The organism is Planctomicrobium limosum (assembly GCF_051465645.1).
Lineage (GTDB): Bacteria > Planctomycetota > Planctomycetia > Planctomycetales > Planctomycetaceae > Planctomicrobium.
In genome coordinates, this window is the sequence record NZ_CP195790.1 from 3,155,499 (window position 1) to 3,171,686 (window position 16,188).

Annotated in this window: 11 protein-coding genes; 5 read left to right on the forward strand and 6 right to left on the reverse strand. The window is 52.8% G+C overall.

The features are described 5' to 3' along the window. Positions 1–188: 188 nt before the first annotated feature. Positions 189–3,251: a c-type cytochrome gene (locus tag SH527x_RS11805; RefSeq protein ID WP_437190879.1), complete on the reverse strand. Its 3,063-nt coding sequence runs from the start codon at positions 3,249–3,251 to the stop codon at positions 189–191. A 438-nt stretch (positions 3,252–3,689) separates the two neighbouring features. Here SH527x_RS11805 and SH527x_RS11810 point away from each other — a divergent pair, with 438 nt between their 5' ends. Then, complete coding sequence (locus SH527x_RS11810; RefSeq protein ID WP_437190880.1) at positions 3,690–4,340, forward strand: hypothetical protein; 651 nt, start codon at positions 3,690–3,692, stop codon at positions 4,338–4,340. A gap of 125 nt (positions 4,341–4,465) precedes the next feature. Here the strand turns inward: SH527x_RS11810 and SH527x_RS11815 are convergent, their stop codons facing one another. Then, positions 4,466–6,364, reverse strand: coding sequence for a hypothetical protein (locus tag SH527x_RS11815; RefSeq protein ID WP_437190881.1), 1,899 nt, complete (start codon positions 6,362–6,364; stop codon positions 4,466–4,468). 485 nt (positions 6,365–6,849) lie between these two features. Here SH527x_RS11815 and SH527x_RS11820 point away from each other — a divergent pair, with 485 nt between their 5' ends. Continuing rightward, on the forward strand, positions 6,850–7,563 hold the full coding sequence (locus tag SH527x_RS11820; RefSeq protein WP_437190882.1) for a hypothetical protein: 714 nt from the start codon (positions 6,850–6,852) through the stop codon (positions 7,561–7,563). 336 nt (positions 7,564–7,899) lie between these two features. On the opposite strand, the gene SH527x_RS11825 is transcribed toward SH527x_RS11820, so the two are convergent. Together SH527x_RS11825 and SH527x_RS11830 are read right to left on the reverse strand one after the other, a co-directional pair. Further along, the gene (locus tag SH527x_RS11825; RefSeq protein ID WP_437190883.1) at positions 7,900–8,160 is read right to left on the reverse strand and encodes a 2TM domain-containing protein; all 261 of its coding nucleotides are present in this window, start codon (positions 8,158–8,160) and stop codon (positions 7,900–7,902) included. Between the two features lie 235 nt (positions 8,161–8,395). After that, positions 8,396–9,061 carry a low molecular weight phosphatase family protein gene (locus SH527x_RS11830; protein WP_437190884.1) on the reverse strand — a complete coding sequence of 222 codons (666 nt, stop codon included), beginning with the start codon at positions 9,059–9,061 and terminating at the stop codon, positions 8,396–8,398. A gap of 354 nt (positions 9,062–9,415) precedes the next feature. Here SH527x_RS11830 and SH527x_RS11835 point away from each other — a divergent pair, with 354 nt between their 5' ends. Beyond that, entirely contained in the window at positions 9,416–10,312 is an 897-nt protein-coding gene (locus SH527x_RS11835) for a menaquinone biosynthesis family protein (protein WP_437190885.1), read from the forward strand. A 175-nt stretch (positions 10,313–10,487) separates the two neighbouring features. On the opposite strand, the gene thiO is transcribed toward SH527x_RS11835, so the two are convergent. Continuing rightward, positions 10,488–11,561, reverse strand: coding sequence for a glycine oxidase ThiO (thiO, locus tag SH527x_RS11840; protein ID WP_437190886.1), 1,074 nt, complete (start codon positions 11,559–11,561; stop codon positions 10,488–10,490). Beyond that, positions 11,561–13,432 carry a c-type cytochrome domain-containing protein gene (locus tag SH527x_RS11845; protein WP_437190887.1) on the reverse strand — a complete coding sequence of 624 codons (1,872 nt, stop codon included), beginning with the start codon at positions 13,430–13,432 and terminating at the stop codon, positions 11,561–11,563. The genes thiO and SH527x_RS11845 overlap by 1 nt, the downstream gene beginning before the upstream one ends. Positions 13,433–13,802: 370 nt before the next feature. Between SH527x_RS11845 and murC the strand changes: the two genes are divergently transcribed. Both murC and murB read left to right on the forward strand, forming a co-directional pair. Beyond that, positions 13,803–15,191 carry a UDP-N-acetylmuramate--L-alanine ligase gene (gene murC, locus SH527x_RS11850; protein WP_437190888.1) on the forward strand — a complete coding sequence of 463 codons (1,389 nt, stop codon included), beginning with the start codon at positions 13,803–13,805 and terminating at the stop codon, positions 15,189–15,191. Then, the gene (gene murB / locus SH527x_RS11855) at positions 15,175–16,053 is read left to right on the forward strand and encodes a UDP-N-acetylmuramate dehydrogenase (RefSeq protein ID WP_437190889.1); all 879 of its coding nucleotides are present in this window, start codon (positions 15,175–15,177) and stop codon (positions 16,051–16,053) included. The genes murC and murB overlap by 17 nt, the downstream gene beginning before the upstream one ends. The last annotated feature ends 135 nt before the right edge of the window (positions 16,054–16,188 follow it).

Genomic DNA, 16,188 nt, shown 5'->3' on the forward strand with positions numbered 1-16,188 from the left:
ACAAATAAACAGAACCCATTTCAACAGAACAGTCCCGTGAGTGCATGCCTCACTGGGAACTCCTTCCCCATGCAGGGAGGAAGCTTGATTTCCGACACTGGAAGTATACCGAATTCAACAAAAAGCGGCACAGCAGGAATCACCCCGCTGTGCCGACGACAATCACAATTCAGAATCAAGACGTTCGATTAACGGAAGACAGCGTGTCGCTGATCCCCACCTGACAGCAGATAAGCCAGCAGGTCTTTCAGTTCTTCCGGATTCAATGAATCGACGAGCCCCACCGGCATCTGCGAGATCGGGGATGGCTGCATTTCATCGATTTCACTCTTCTTGATCACTTTTGGCGGTGCGTCCGCATCTGGGGTATAGACGTAGAGTTCATCACCAATCTCAACAGCGCGTCCCTGCAGAACCTGACCATTCGTGGTCACGACCTGATGAGATGCATATTGATCGGAAATCACTTTGCTTGGCTCAATGATCGAATCGAGCAAGTCTGGCATCGGGAACTTAGTTCCGGCAGTTGAAAGGTCCGGCCCGATTGAGCCCCCTTCTCCATCCAGACGGTGACACTTTCCACACGAGACCGCAAAGTAGATCTGTCGCCCTTTCGCATAGTTTCGCTTGGAGAGTTTTGGCCCCAGGGCTTCCAGAGCTTCTTCGCGAGTCCACTTACGGCCTGGTCCCTGAGGAGGAGCGACTTGCGGTGGTTCAGCAATCAAAGAAGCCGAAGTGATCGCCTGCAACGCAACACGTTCACTTGGTGAACAAGTCAGAATGGCGTCGTCCCGCATTTGCGACAGGAAGCGACCAAAGCTGTTTCCGCCGGGATGCTTCGCAGCACCGATGAAGAACTGGAAATACTCCTCACGCTCAGGCATTGTCCACTGTTCTTTCTGATTACGCAGAACGAACGCAAAGTGAATTGCACGAGTCGGCGGCATATCGGCCATCATCTTGGCAATGGTTCCACCGTATCGATCACTTCGAGTCACGAGATGCTGCCATGCTGGTGGCTGTTCTGGACCCAACTCACGCATGACCTGCAGGGTTTTGCGAACGACTCCAGGAGCGTTCAAATAAACCATTAACTGGCTCAACTCTGCGTTTTCTGCATAAGTCGCAGCCGGATAAAGCGGGTTCATTTTGGCAATCACGTCGACCCGATTGGTTTCACTTGGAGTTCCCAATCGAATGAAGACAAGTTGGTACGCACGCAACATTGCCAGTCGAGTGACTTCGTCCTGAGCGGCATAATCGATTGCATTCAAAGCGGCGATTGCTGCAGTCTGATCTTCTGGCTTGCCTTGACGCGCCAGAGCAATCACCCCGTCAATTCGAGCCAGTGCAGGCAGCGACATGTCCGTTAGAACGCGCTGACGCCAGCTATCAACAGGCTGGAATTCCAATGCAATCCGAGCAGCATATCGCAAGAAGCGATCCGGTGAGCCAAGGTGAGCCAAGATGAGGTTGAGATCCCCACCGGCATGACCGTGCATCGCTTCCAGCTGATGGCGCAGGTCTCGCTCTGCTTTTCCTTCCGCATCCTTAGCGTCGACAGGAGCAGTCGGTTCATTTCCGGCATAACGAATACGATAGAGCGTCGATTGTGTCCCACGGCCTCCGGCTGCGAAGTAAAACGCACCATCTGCACCGATGATGGCGTCCGTCACCTGCATTGGCTGACCAACAGCAAATTCTTCCGTTGTCGCCTTGTATGACGATCCATCTGGAGTGAGATGGACGGCATAAATCATGCTGTAAGTCCAGTCTAGGAGGAACAGCGCCTTCTGATACTTCGCAGGAAATTTTGTTCCATATCCGAACGTCACACCGACAGGAGAACCTGGTCCGAGATCGACGACTCCTGGCAGTGAGTCTTCGTAATATGCAGGCCATTTTCCAGTGCCACTCCGCCATCCGAATTCACTGCCGCTGGTCGCATGGACCGCGCGAGTCGGACGATACCAAGGAGCCCCGAAATCCCACTCCATGTCTGCGTCATACGAGAAGAGCTCACCATCTGCATTGAACGCAATGTCATATTGATTGCGGTATCCGACGCTGATGATTTCGCGTTCTTTCCCCTTTGGATCAATCTTCATCACCCAACCGCCCGGTGCAAGAATCCCGGCGGCGTGCCCATTAGCGTCCCAACGACGCGGCAGCAGAAGGTCTTCGCCCCAGTTCTGTGGAATCTTGCTTCCAGTGATTCCTTCTGGCAACTTCGTATGGTTTCCAGCACAGAGATGAAGTGACTTCCCATCCGGGCTTGGAATAATGGCATGAGGACCATGCTCCCCTCCTCCGGCAATTGGAATCAGGTGTTCGCTAGCGTCGATGATGCCGTCGCCATTGCTGTCCCACATACGATGGAGACCAGAATGCTCGCCTCCGTTAATGACGCCATAAAGCGAATCAAACGCCCAGGTCATTCCCTGAAAACCGCTCAGCTTGATTGGAAGCTTTTCAATTTTTGTTTCTCCACCATCCTGCGATGATGTAATGAGAAAGAGACCTGCCCCTCCTTGATCGGATGCAATCAAACGCCCCTTTGGATCTCTGGTAATCGAAACCCATGAGCCCATTGACCGCGGGACCTCAAACAATTGCTCAACCACAAACCCTTCAGGCACCTTCACGTGGGTGGCAACCGAAGGCAATTCGCTGCCGATTCTTCCCTCATCAAAAGCTGCCTTCGCAGACTTCTCGTTGATCTCTTTGCTCCAGGGAAGGCTGCTGTCCCCGATGACACCAATTGCAGTGACTTTGGCCCAACTGCTGTCATCAAAATCAGCCTTCGTCCAATTCGCAGGAGCTTCCCCTGAGCCCACCCAACTCGTGTCTGTGGTGAACTCCAGCATCACCCCTTGGTCACCTTGAACCTTGACCAGCACAACTGCTCCGGCGCTTCCACCAGAGTTCCGTGCCTCCACGGCGATGACATTTTTCCCTTTGACCAATTTGGAAGTAATGTCCGCGGTCACGAAGCTTTGCCAGGTATTATTCTCGGCGACCTTCTGACCATTGACGTAGAGCACACAGGCATCGTCAACACAAATCGCCGCCTGTCCGAGCTTCACATTTCCGGTGATCTCAAAGGACTTTCGCAGCTGAATTTTGGAATTCGCCTGAGGTTGCCCTAACCAGACCCAGTTCGCTGCTTCCGCTGCAGTTCCCACCTGACATGTCAGAAGGAAAACGACAGCAGCCATCGTACTGGCGATGGTCCTCAAAAGATCTGGCATAAAGAAATCCTTGCTAATACAGACGTGATACGATGTCCGCGGGATCGGGAGGAATGAACCTTGCCAGCGCGAACGAATTCCTGGCCACGATCAACGAGATCCCAAAGCGAAATTTCAGGATCTGATTCCGCACGGACACCCGTTACACAAGCTGGCCACTTGCATCAATTTCGAATGATGAATAACCAATTCAATTTCAGCAACTGACATTGTTCGATTCCGCTTCAATTTCGCAGACAGCCTTTTCCTAATCTGCAGAAGCACTGGAAATCAAAGCATTTTTTCCGTTTTCTGAGCAGACTCTGATTTTGAGAGATGGAAGAGCCAGAGGAAATCTGTAGGGTAGGATCATCAATTCCAAAGCCAGACCCCGGATGGCCAGACATGATTCAGGCCACTCCCTGAGAAACTGATTCCACAACTCTGCAGAGGCCAAAGATGTCAGACCGTTTTGAAATTGAACCGGAACCTCGCCCAAAATCCGGCATGAGTGGCTGGCTGAAACTCCTGATCGGGTTCGGAATTGCCTCCACAATCGGCGCCGCGATCTGTTGTGGCCTCGGAGTTTGGTTCTTCACTCAGAACATGAAGTTCACACAGGAACCAGAGAAGATTATTGCCCAGACGAACGAAATCGTCTCGATTCAGTTGCCGGCAGAGTACAAGCCGGAAATTGGAATGCAGATGTCTCTGGGTATGAAAATGAATGTTGTTGCTTACTCCAAGAAGCCAGCGGGGACGCTTGCATTAGTTCAGGTCACTGTTCCCGGACAACTCGATGGGGACAATCCGATGACTGAAGAGCAAATGAAGCAATCGATGGAGCAGCAACTGGAAAAACAGGGCCAGAGAGACAAGATCGATATTACTGCTCGTGAATCCCGAAAGATTGAAGTAGATGGAGTTGAGCGCACCTTCGAATTCATCACCGGAACAGACCCGAAATCCAAGAATGAAGTCAAACAAGTCCAGGGAATGTTTCCAGGACGAGACGGGACAGCCTTCCTGATGATCACCGAGGGTGCAGCTGAATACAACGAAGAAGAGATCATCAACATCATCAAGTCGATCTCGACCAAGAAAGAATAGCCGCCCTCTAAATGGGGTCGCTTGCAGACCTGAATCAGAACCGGCCATCAAAAATAAAAACAGCACACCGATATGGTGTGCTGTTTTCGTTTTCAGTGAGAACTTGAGCGGCTCAACGCCTTGCTCTACTTTGTGTAAACCTCTGGAGCGAGCGGCTCGAAGCTGGCCTTCTGCACTGGCTGCTGCTGCTGAACGGCTTCAACCGCGGCATGTTGAATTGCCGCCCGTCGTTGAGCAGCAGGACCAATCGATCCGTCCGCAATCATTTGTCGCAATGTCGGCATCAGTTCGAGCTTCTGATCCGGCTTCTCTTTGGTCGCAAGGCTGATGTCGTAGACAACATACTGCTCCCCTTCACGCACCAGTTTGATCTCGGCGTCGATGTTTCCATCCGTCGTTCGGACCACGTTCATTGTCTCGTCCAACTCGATTGAAGTCACTTCATTCATCAGTGGACGCATGAACTGCTGTCCAACAGAAGGAACTTCGTTCAGCTGTCGCCAGGCGATACGGTCGAGCCCTTCCGCGGAATGGCGAATCAGTCCGGTCAAATCCTTCTTCACAAGAGCGGTGTTGAATGCCTGCAGTGTCAGCAAGACTTCCAGATTGCTCTTCAACGAAGTCGGACGGTTGAATGCCGGTGTCTGAATATCATCGACCACCATCCATCCCCGAGCGACCTGCAGAATCAACGTCATTGGGACGCCACCCTGATCGACAGTCACTTCAGAGACATCCCCACGGAATGTTGTTGTCAGGATTTCCAGTTCTCCCTTCGGGATTTCCGGATAGGGCATAATCGCGAAGCAAGATGATTCCGGGCGACTCCAGACTCGGTCATTAAAGTTGTTCGAAGAGAGTTCTTTCAGTTTCTTAGTGTCACGATCAACCAGAGCCGAAACATAGACATTGACCACAGAGTGAGTCATGAAGACCGATGACATCCGACGGACATCTTTGTCTCCCTTTTCAAACAATGTCACTTCATCCACTCGGAACTCGGCGACACCTTTGCTGCCGTCTTCCAATGTTGGCTCTTCTTCACGCAGAGTCAGCATGTAAGTGGACTCTTTGTTTCGCAGCAACAGCTCGACACGTTTTACAGAATCGGTTCCGTCCGTGAACTGTCGTGCTTCATAACTGTCAGCCAGCAATTCGGTCACAGGCAGCGGAATCTCTGAGAGATTGGCCGCAGACAGGCACTTGTTGAAGAATTCCTTCGATGCCGACTTCTGCAGATCTTCGGTCTTTGATTCTTGATATGCGGTCAGGAACGATGAAGACAGGTTCAATGCACTGACCACTTTGGCGAGTGAGCGAATCCCTGTTGATTCTTTCGAACTTGGTTCAATCGCGAGATCGTGGAGCTTCCAGTCGTTCCCGGAATTGTGCAATTCCAGATACAGACTTCCCTGTGGGTGCGGAATCACAACCAGAGCCTTCGTTCCATTCAAACGAGCATCCGGTTTGAAAGTGCTCTGCTGCCCGGGACCAGCGATTTCCTTCGACAGTTTTTCAAACCAGTTCGGTGGAAGCGGCTTCAAAGTTTCCTGAAGCTTCGGGCTACAGAATGCAAACTTCTCTTCTCGTGAGCCTTCACGCCAGGCGATCAGCAACTCACGGCAGGTCAGCAACAGATCCATCTGCTCTGTGACAGAGCGTTCAACGACCAGTCCTCCGCCGGAGTCCTGTTTCAGGATCACGTCGTGAACAACCCATTTGCCCTTGGTCTTAGCAAGATGGTACTCGACCTCTTTGAACTTTGTCTTGTCCTTTTTCTTCTTGCCCTCTTTATTGACGTCGTAGACTTTCACAAGCACTTTTCGCTTGTCGTCTTCGAGGTCTTCCACGGAAACGATTTCAACGTCTCCGGTCGGAATTTTGAGCAGCTTCAGCCCCTTGGCAGAATCTTTCTGCCGCAGTGCTTTCTGTTCAAATTCATCGGACGTGATCCCTTTGAGACCGTCCAGATTTTGGGCCTGCATGTTCTCGGCAAAGCTCTCGATCGCACGTTTTGAAAACATGCTGGTGCAACCAGGGGTGAGGCTGGTCGACAGAGCAATCACTAAGATCCAGGACGGGCAGCGAATCATAGGAATCCCGAAACGGCTCAGGCCGAAGTCTCATCGGAAGAAGATCCGATGCGACAGGGTAAGTGAAATACGATGGGACGTAATGACAGGGCTGGCGTTTCTCGCACAGTCGACCCGCAGAGGTCAAGACCCACAAAGCCCGGGAAACCCTTGCATTTTTCTTCGCATAAGGCCTGATTTTCCGGTTTTCACGCCCAAAACACAGCGTTTTCTGAACAAACCCATCTAGACACACTTTGCGATATCCATATACTCCCCGCGCCCTGCTCACCGGCAGGTTTAGCCGATCAGTCGAGATCGACGGCATAAATTGCGAGTCAAGCCGCAGGAATCACCCCATGCGGGCCTCGCTTCCGCTTTCATGCAGTGCCCGATCTCCATCCTTGAATTCCTTCCTGAACTGAACGAGGTGGGTCATGTCACGACCGCTCGCCCCTATATTGGTTGCTTGCCTGATGTTGACGCTGATCGCGTTGACAGGCTGCACTCACACCTATTCTCAACCATATGGATACGGTGGGTATTCTGGGTACCAGACCTACCCTCAACAGATGGGGGCGCCTTACCAGCAAGCTCCGATTCAGACTCTGACACCGGGACAACCCTATGTTCCAGGTGGCGCGGTCTATCCGAACGCCATGCCACAAGGGGTAACACCTACGTTTCAAAATCCGGGGACAGGAACCGGTTTACAGCCGATTCCTGACAACAGCACGAATGCCCCGACGTTCAATCCGAACACAAGCCCCAAAGCTCCAGATCCGTACTTCAACAGCACTTCGATCACTCCAGCTGTCCCAAACGTGAGCGCAATGCCAGTGAACAGAGCACCTGCGCAATCTCCACTCGCCCCCCCAGTCGGGAATCTGCGCGAGTTGAACTCGATGAACACACCAACATCTGCCGGGTACGTTCCAGTTCCAGCCGGGTTGCCAGTGAATGCAGCTCCACTCGCACAACCAATGCCAATGGCGGTCACTTCAGCACCGGTCGACTCTTTCGCCACTCCAAAGATGGGCCCTCTTCCCGGTCGACCACTTGACCCAGCCGGGAATCCAGCCGCGACCAGCACCGGTCGCATTGAACAGACTTCAGGCACAGAGCCATTGTGGGATCTGAAGGCGAACTAGATCGGTCGACCACTCAATGGGCCTCGCAGCGGCCTTCTTAATAGAAAGACGGCCGGAACCCCGCGTCCCTGAGACACGCGAACTCGTCCAAGAGGCACTCAGTTCTGACGGGGAGCCATTCGCCGCCTGCAAGGCCAGCATAGGGCTCAAAAGAGACACGCTCCCATCGCATCGATTGAAGCTAAGATCGCAATCGAACCGACCAGAGATCGAGACCTCTGACAGTCGTACTGAGCCGGGAGCTCTAAAATGAGTGACACCCTCTCCCAGTCGCTCCGCATCTCTGCGAAACTGTCGCGATCTCTATCGGTTGCGGACTTTTTCAGAATCGTCGGGTCATTCGCGATCGCTCATCCGCTCTCTACGATCCTGAACCCGATCAGCAGCACGCCCAGTCACAAAGACGGCCACAGCATGCAGAACGATCCCTAGTCCCCAGCCAGCCAGCGGCCAGTAGAACCAAAGCCGGTCGGGAGAACTATTGAGATTCAAGGTAATCAATCCGGCATTCACCGCAAGATAAATTGCCAGGTGAATAAAAAAGTTACGAACAGCAATATGCTGTGCTTCTGATTGTGATACTTGACGAAAGTTCATTTCCAGTCTCCTGATGGTGCCCTACAGATCTTCAACTCAAACAGAAATGCATCCGATGGATGCATTTTCAGAATTGATGTCGTGGTCGCAGCCGTGTGGGGGATCTGATCAATCCTGAGATCATCATAAATCGCGTTTTGCAAAGCAGAAGACGGTATCTCGCCCCTTTTTGTAATTGACGTCTCTCTCGAATGATGAAGCACAAATCGCCACCAGACAGAACAACCGAATCAGGTTATGGCGTTCCGGTTTGATTCCGGGAGACAACAGAAAACAGGTACAGCATCTCACGCGCAATCTGCTGTGACCGTTCGTCATAGCGTTGTGCTTCCTCAGGAGTCTCGTCTGCGACTTTCGGGTCGTCGTACGTCAGTGGAAAGCGATCCGTTGCCCCATTCACAATCGGGCACTTCTCGTCCGCATCTGTACAAGTCAGGATTGCAATGAAATCCTGTTGTGGATTGTCGTGGTCATGATAGGCCTTGGAATAACAGACCATCGCAGGGCGTTCTGCAGAAAACGTCACCTTATACTTGGGGTTCGTTGTGCTTCCGAAATCAGCGGGTGCCTCGACAACCAGTCCAGCCCGACGGAGCGCTTCGACAGTTCGGGGATTGCAGGCCGTTGCTTCAGTTCCTCCTGAAAACGTTGTCACACCATCAACGCAATACCATGCTGCTGCAACTTGCCCCCAGACCTGACCAAGATGGCTCCGGCGAGAGTTATGCGTGCAGATAAAGATCAGGCGCACCGGCCGCTTCGCAGCCTGAAGGGTGCCGATCTTCACTGCGAGGCCATCGAGCATTTCTCGTCGTGGTTTGGGAATCTCCTGAAACTCCGCGAGTCGGGCAAAGATAAACCGGTTCAACTTGGGGTAGACGTCCGCCGCTGAGGCTTCCATTGCAAATTCCAATATCAATCCCGCAATGAGAAGCAGGCACATTGCCCGTACAAATCGACTTCGATACATCAAAATCCGCCCTTGCATCATTAGGGGAAAATCTTCATTGAAAAATGGGGCTCGCGCACAGACCGCAACTCTCTCAATTCAATTCCCTTGAAAGAGCCGCACTTTGTCCCCATTTCGTCAAATATGAACGACTCAAGAAACATCAATCGAATCGCAATTATCCGTGAACATGCTCCAGCCCTTGAACCGTTTGGCTGGTCTCCTTAATGTTGCCTGTTGGTTATCTGGCCTCTGCATGAATGAGGCGATCAGCAAGAGGCCGCAGCCTCCAAAATCGAGAGTTTCATGAGCAACGCAAAAGTGCAAATCCGTGTTGGGCACAGTCCTGATCCCGATGACGCCTTCATGTTTCATGCATTGGCAAACGACAAGATCGAGACTGGAAACTACCAGTTCATTCACGAGCTTCAAGACATTGAAACTCTAAATCGCCGCGCATTCAATGCAGAACTGGAACTGACCGCTGTCAGCCTGCATGGATACGCCTACCTGACTGACACCTATGCCATCTGTGCCTGCGGCGCAAGCATGGGAGACAATTACGGGCCGATGGTCGTCACTCGCGAACCTGCCACGATCGACGATCTCAAAGGCAAAACAATCGCCGTCCCTGGCACTCTGACGACCGCCTTTCTTGCATTGAATCTTTGCCTGGGTGGTAAGCCTCAGACACCTTCAAAAGAATCTCACGTCAGCGGCGACGCCGGGACATTCAAATACGTTGTTCACCCATTCGACGAGATTCTGAACGTCGTCGAACGTGGTGAAGCAGACGCCGGGCTGATCATTCATGAAGGGCAATTGACCTACATGAATCAGGGCCTGAGCCTAGTTGTGGACCTGGGGACCTGGTGGATGGAAAAAACAGGTCTGCCATTGCCGTTGGGAGCCAACGCGATTCGCAAGGACATGGGGCCGGCCGAGATGCAGGAGGTCACACGCCTGCTTCGTGAAAGTATCGAATACGGGCTGGATCACCGTGAAGAAGCGTTGAATCACGCCCTGAAATATGGACGCGATCTCGACAACCGCAAAGCCGACGAATTCGTAGGCATGTACGTGAACGACTGGACCCGCGATTTTGGTCCTCGTGGCCGTGAAGCTGTCGCTCGTCTGCTCGATGAAGGATACCGAGCCGGCCTGATCCCGAATCCGGTGAACCTCGAGTTCATCTCAGGCTAAATCGATCCAATGCAGCCCACTGCTCAGATTCGATGAATCAACAAAAACAGCACACCAGACCGGTGTGCTGTTTTTTTGTCTTCAACTCATGGCGATCAATACTCGCTGGCAACACTCACGGCAACGCTCGTGACACATGTTCGCCGCATTTGTTCGCCTTATTGATCGAACCTGATTACTGAAACTGCTCGACAGAAATTTCCATCGGTTGATTCAGCAGAAGCTGTCGCACCATCTGAGATGTTGCCGGAGAATTTGAAAGTCCTGCCCGAAAATGACCAGTTGAAAGAACAAGATTCTTCCAGCCGGACGGGCGTCCGATCCATGGAAATCCGCGGGCAGCAAATGGTCGGAACCCCGCCCAGGTTTTCTCAACTGAAACCCGTTCCAACTGCGGCACGACTCGATGAGCAAAGTTGATCAGGTTGTTGACAGCGGATTCAGTATTGGCCTTCTCAAAACCGACGTCTTCTTCCGTCGCTCCCACTAAAACACGACCATCATCGCGTGGAACAAGATACTGGCATCCAAATTCCAGCGTCCGCCGAAAGATCCGCTGCGGCGAGTTGAACAACACGATCTGACCGCGAATCGGACGGACTTCAAGATGCAGCCCCAATGGTGCAGCCACCTGCTCACTCCATGCACCTGACGCCAGAATGAACTCACTCGCGGAGAACTTCCCCTGAGGCGTGACTGCAGACAGAATCCGTTCGCCATCGGTTTCCCATCCGGTCACAGCATGGCCGGATTTCAACGTGACTCCACACCGCTCGCAGGCAAGAGTCAGAGCCTGGAGGAGTCGTGGATTACGAACCTGTGCCTGTTCAATCAGCAGCACACCGGCCTGCACTTCAGAAGAGAGTGAAGGTTCCAGTTCCCTTAATTGAGCGGCATCGAGCGTTTCGACAGCAATTCCGGCCGAAGAAAACTCTTCAAGCAGTGCTTCAATCTGGTTGTCCCACTGCAGCAACAGTCCGCCGCAAGTGCGATAGCCAATATCGATACCAGTCAACTCCTGCAGACGTTGGCTGAATTTCGGCCAACGTCGAGCACTGAGGACTGCCAACTGATGAGTGGAAGAATGACCTGGGTTGCCCGGTGGAATCATCCCCGCACCCGCCCAGGAGGCTTCGCGACCGAAATCCCCCTGTTCGAGTACCGTAACGTTTTTGATCCCGTGCGTTGCAAGTTCCCAGGCAGTCGAGAGCCCAATCACTCCTCCGCCAACAATGACGACGTCTTGCATCAACGTGCTTTCAAACTTGCAAAGTAGGCGGCAGCAATTGTTGAAGCTTCCTCGCCATAAACCGTCTTCAGTGCAGCAGTCGGCGTCTCACCTTTGACCATTGCATTCAGAAACTCGTTGAACTTGTTCTTTCCTCGTTTTTCAATGAGGAATTTGACGACCGAATACCCGATGGCTCCGGACGCAGCAGGAGAGAACGTTCCGTCGACAAACACATCGTCAGGGCGACTGACCGCCGGTGCGAGTGCCATCGCATCTTCATTCCATGATTTTACGCGAGCCGGTCCTGCAAACGGTTCAGCAAGAACTCGACCAGCCCCCTGCGAAACCCAGAGAGGAATTGGACGCTCGCCCCGCTGCAGGTAAGCGATAGTCAACTGTTCGGTCAGCAGTTCTTTCAGGTTGGGACCTTTCGCAGGATTGTCTCCCTGATCATTTAGGACGACATAGGCCTCTTCGTGCCCCAGCTTCACTAAGGAATTTCCAAAGACTTCGTTGTTCGGGCGTTTTGATTCCACGGCAGTGACGAACTGATCGTAGTTTGCTCGATCACCCCAGACAAAAATCGCCAGCCGTCCCCGCCAGGTCTGACCTCCGCCATATTCCTTTTGAATTTCAGCAAGTTGAGTCTGTGCGATTCCCTGAATGGCTTCCAGTCGCGCTTTGTCGACGTCGCCAACGATCATGAACTCGTCCGAAGTCAGCGGAGAAAACGGAGCAGAAGAGACCATCTTGAATTGTGATTCGGTCTTGGACTTTCGCAGATCCCGCATTTCGTTTTCGGACTTGGAGCCGAACATGTTCTGTGCGACTTCCGATGCAGACGGCACGAAAGATCGAATCGGGGCCAACGGGTCTTGTCCGTCGAAGGTGTTCCCCTCTTCGAACCATTTCTTCATGTCTTCGTAGTTCTTACGAGTGATTCGAGCCTGCCCCTGAGGCATTCTCGGCAACTCCAGCCCCCCGACGAGTCGGAAGAAGCGGCTGTTTTCGTGATCACCCGGGATCACAACTTCGCCACTCTCCCCCCCCTTCATAATGTCGAAGTAGGTCTCGACCGAGAGCCCACCTGATTTGCGATTTCCGTTGTGACAGTTCAGGCACAAGTTCGCCATCCAGGGAGCAATGTCCCGGGTGAACTTAACGGTTTCGGTTCCCGTTGATTTCGGGAGTTTGACGTCTTTCTTGGCGTCCTCAAAAATCAGATTCGTCAATGTCATCTGATTATTCTGGCCGTCAAATCGGGCACCACTACTGATCCATTTACCGATCGTCTCTTTCTCAGCCGCCGACAATCCGGGACCAGTCGGAGGCATTTGCCCTTTTCCTTGCGGAGCATTCAGGCGAGCGATGATCAGGCTATAGGCGGGATTGCCGGGGACCAGTAATTGCCCATTTTTTCCGCCTGACTGCCAGCCAGCAAACGTATCCAGTCGCAGACCGTTTCGTGGGTTGTTTTCCCCATGGCAATTCAGACAGCGCTGATTAATGATCGGAGCAACGTCTTTAACAAAGCTGACTTCATCAGGCTTTTCTGCACCCGGCTTGGCAGCAGGACCAGACATTCCGCTCGCTTTCCCAAGCGTGGCACGCTGGCGAGCAATGAGATCGGCAACCTTCTTAATTGCAGCGTCGGTTTCTTCGATACCTGCTGAAGTCGCGACCTCTTTCAGCTTTTTCTCAGCTTCATCAAGTTGAGTTCCTGCTGCGGAATAATCCTTTTTGCGAATGAGTGCTGCAGCCTGTCCGACCTGCCGCGTCAACGCTCCCAGCTCTTTTCGATGATCTGCCGTGAGTTGCGCTGACGCACTCGAACCAGCTGAGAAAATCAAAAACGCCAGTAGTCCCGCTATCAACAAGATCCGCTGCATGTCGCCCCCAAAAAACAGCCGCAGGAGTAAACTCAATGTCGAGCACTTCGAGGTCAGGTTCCCATCACGCAGAACCCGCTTGACGTCTGCACCGTCAATGTTGCCCGACGCATGACATCGCAATTGCGATGCTGGTCCAACAGAAAGACAATTCCCACGACCATGGCGCCGATGAACTCTGCCCATCGCCTGACTGGAATACCTGTACAGTGAACAATTTGAGTATAAGACTCTTTCTCCTTCCGGAAAAGGAGTTGAGAAAAATCATATCGCAGGCCTCAGCTTCTCTCCATGTACTCTGCGTGCCGTCGTGTTAAGCTCGCACTCTATTTTTCTTTCTGAATGTCTCGTTTGAATTATCAGTTTCCCCATGCGTGATTTGTGGAATCCTCCTGACGCACAACACCCTGCAAAGGTACATCTCGTTGGCATTTGCGGAGCGGGGATGAAGGCGCTGGCCGAATATTTTGCTGACCGAGGCTGGCAGGTGTCTGGCAGCGATGGCTCTCCTGATCGCTTATCACTGCAAACGCTCGCCAACCGAGGAATTTCCGTTCATCGTGGACACGACGCCAGTCATGTCCCATACGACAGTCAACTTTTGGTTTATAGCCCGGCTGTTTCTGACTCGAATCTCGAACGGCAAGCGGCACTCAGTCTCAATATTCCCTGTTTGAGCTACGTCGATGTTCTTGCAGAACTCACACGACAGGCGACGAGTATTGCGATTGCCGGAACGCATGGAAAAAGCACGACAACCTCCATGCTGGGAATTCTTCTCGACTCAGCACAGCGTTCGCCTACCGTGATCAGTGGAGGGGAAAGTCGCAATCGCCACGCCAACGGTTGGGCAGGAGAAAGCTCGCTTCTCGTTGTTGAAGCGTGCGAGTTCCGTCGCCATTTCGTCAGTCTGTCTCCTCAAGTCGCCTGTATTCTGGGAATTGAAGCAGACCATTTCGACTGCTTTCCAGACTTGAATCACACAATTGAAGCATATTCAGACTTCATTCGACGGGTCCCTGAACAAGGAACCATCATTTATCGATCGGATTGCGAAGCGAGTCGACAGGCGCTCGGAGTTGGAACACGTCAGCGAATTTCGTTCTCTCTAAATGACCCCGATTCAGACTGGCAAGCGATTGAGGTCACCCCTGATGGCCTCTCGATGCGGTTCCGGCTTCGCCACCATCAAGAAGTTTCCCGGCAGATCAGACTTCAGGTTCCGGGGACACATAATGTGCTAAATTCCGTTGCGGCAGCAGCCTGCGCCGACGCCGTCGGGCTATCAATGGAAGAAATCGTCACCGGAATCGAGTCCTACACCGGACTGAAACGTCGTCTGGAGCGCATTCGAACTTGGCGCGGCGCCGAGATCATCGATGACTACGCACACCATCCGACCGAGATTCGAGCCGCAATTTCCGCCGTTCGCAATATGTTTCCCGGGCGAAAGCTGATCTGCGTCTTTCAATCTCATCAGGCGTCCCGCACAAAAGCACTGCTGAACGAGTTCGCGGCTGCCCTGAGTCTGGCCGATACCGTTTATCTGTTTCCAATTTTCGCAGCGCGTGAAACAATAAACGCAGAACACGTGTCTCTCTCGCAGAAATTGCAGCAGCAAATCACTTCGCCAACTGGGTGGATAGCAAGTCTTGACCATCTCTGGGGAACACTCCAGACTGACGCTGACAAAGACGCCGTGATTTTGACCTTGGGAGCGGGCGATCTAACCCGCGTACATCATGACTTTATTGACTGAATTCGCCGACCAAATCCGACTCGATGAACCACTGGCTCAGCACACGTGGCTGAAAATCGGCGGGCCTGCACAAGTTTTCGCGGAACTGAAAACCGTCGACGAGCTGCAGCGCATTGTCAAAGCTGCCGAAGCGGAAGACATTCCCGTCCGGATCCTTGGAGGAGGCTCTAACCTTCTGATTCGAGACGAAGGGGTCAGCGGGTTAGTCATCCAGCTGAATGGCGACGAGTTCAAACAGATCTCCGTAAATGGATCGACAGTCCGCGCCGGTGGAAGCGCCCTGCTGTCACACGTCATTTCCCAAACCGTCAGTGCCGGACTCGCTGGTCTGGAATCACTCGTTGGAATTCCGGGAACTGTTGGTGGTGCGATTCGCGGTAACGCAGGCGGTCGCCACGGAGAGATTGGGCAGTTCGTCAAATCTGTCGAAGTCATGACATCGCAAGGTGATATCGTCACGCGTAGCGGCGACGAACTGTCCTTCGGATACCGCAGCAGCAGCATCACAGACGCTGTCATCCTGTCTACCGAACTGGACCTGAAAGCTGGCGACATCGACGAACTGACCCGCCGAATGCGTCAGGTCTGGATCACGAAGAAGGCATCACAACCATTCTCATTTCAGTCCGCAGGCTGCATCTTCAAAAACCCTCGCGGGCTGAGTGCCGGAAGTCTGATCGAACAGGCTGGCTTGAAAGCAATGCGAATCGGGGGAGCCGAAGTCAGCGATCGTCACGCCAACTTCATTGTCACGACTCCCGGTGCAACTTCGGCCGACGTGTTGAACCTGATCAATGCGATTCAGGCACGCGTTCGTGAACATCACGGCATTGACCTCGAAACCGAGATCACAATCTGGTAACAGAACATCAGCAGATCCACAATATCTTGCGGAACTCAAAGAGGCGGGCACCAGCATTTGGCGCCCGCCTCTTTTTTTGTACTCACTTCACAGCAACAGCAGGTCGAAGCAGTTGGAAAACAACGGCTCCCCCGA

What these genes read in the sequence shown, in the direction of transcription:
- SH527x_RS11805 (WP_437190879.1), bottom strand. Translation starts at nt 3,251, where the DNA reads ATGCCAGATCTTTTGAGGACCATCGCCAGTACGATGGCTGCTGTCGTT.
- SH527x_RS11810 (WP_437190880.1), top strand. Translation starts at nt 3,690, where the DNA reads ATGTCAGACCGTTTTGAAATTGAACCGGAACCTCGCCCAAAATCCGGC.
- SH527x_RS11815 (WP_437190881.1), bottom strand. Translation starts at nt 6,364, where the DNA reads ATGTTTTCAAAACGTGCGATCGAGAGCTTTGCCGAGAACATGCAGGCC.
- SH527x_RS11820 (WP_437190882.1), top strand. Translation starts at nt 6,850, where the DNA reads ATGTCACGACCGCTCGCCCCTATATTGGTTGCTTGCCTGATGTTGACG.
- SH527x_RS11825 (WP_437190883.1), bottom strand. Translation starts at nt 8,160, where the DNA reads ATGAACTTTCGTCAAGTATCACAATCAGAAGCACAGCATATTGCTGTT.
- SH527x_RS11830 (WP_437190884.1), bottom strand. Translation starts at nt 9,061, where the DNA reads ATGGAAGCCTCAGCGGCGGACGTCTACCCCAAGTTGAACCGGTTTATC.
- SH527x_RS11835 (WP_437190885.1), top strand. Translation starts at nt 9,416, where the DNA reads ATGAGCAACGCAAAAGTGCAAATCCGTGTTGGGCACAGTCCTGATCCC.
- thiO (WP_437190886.1), bottom strand. Translation starts at nt 11,561, where the DNA reads ATGCAAGACGTCGTCATTGTTGGCGGAGGAGTGATTGGGCTCTCGACT.
- SH527x_RS11845 (WP_437190887.1), bottom strand. Translation starts at nt 13,432, where the DNA reads ATGCAGCGGATCTTGTTGATAGCGGGACTACTGGCGTTTTTGATTTTC.
- murC (WP_437190888.1), top strand. Translation starts at nt 13,803, where the DNA reads ATGCGTGATTTGTGGAATCCTCCTGACGCACAACACCCTGCAAAGGTA.
- murB (WP_437190889.1), top strand. Translation starts at nt 15,175, where the DNA reads ATGACTTTATTGACTGAATTCGCCGACCAAATCCGACTCGATGAACCA.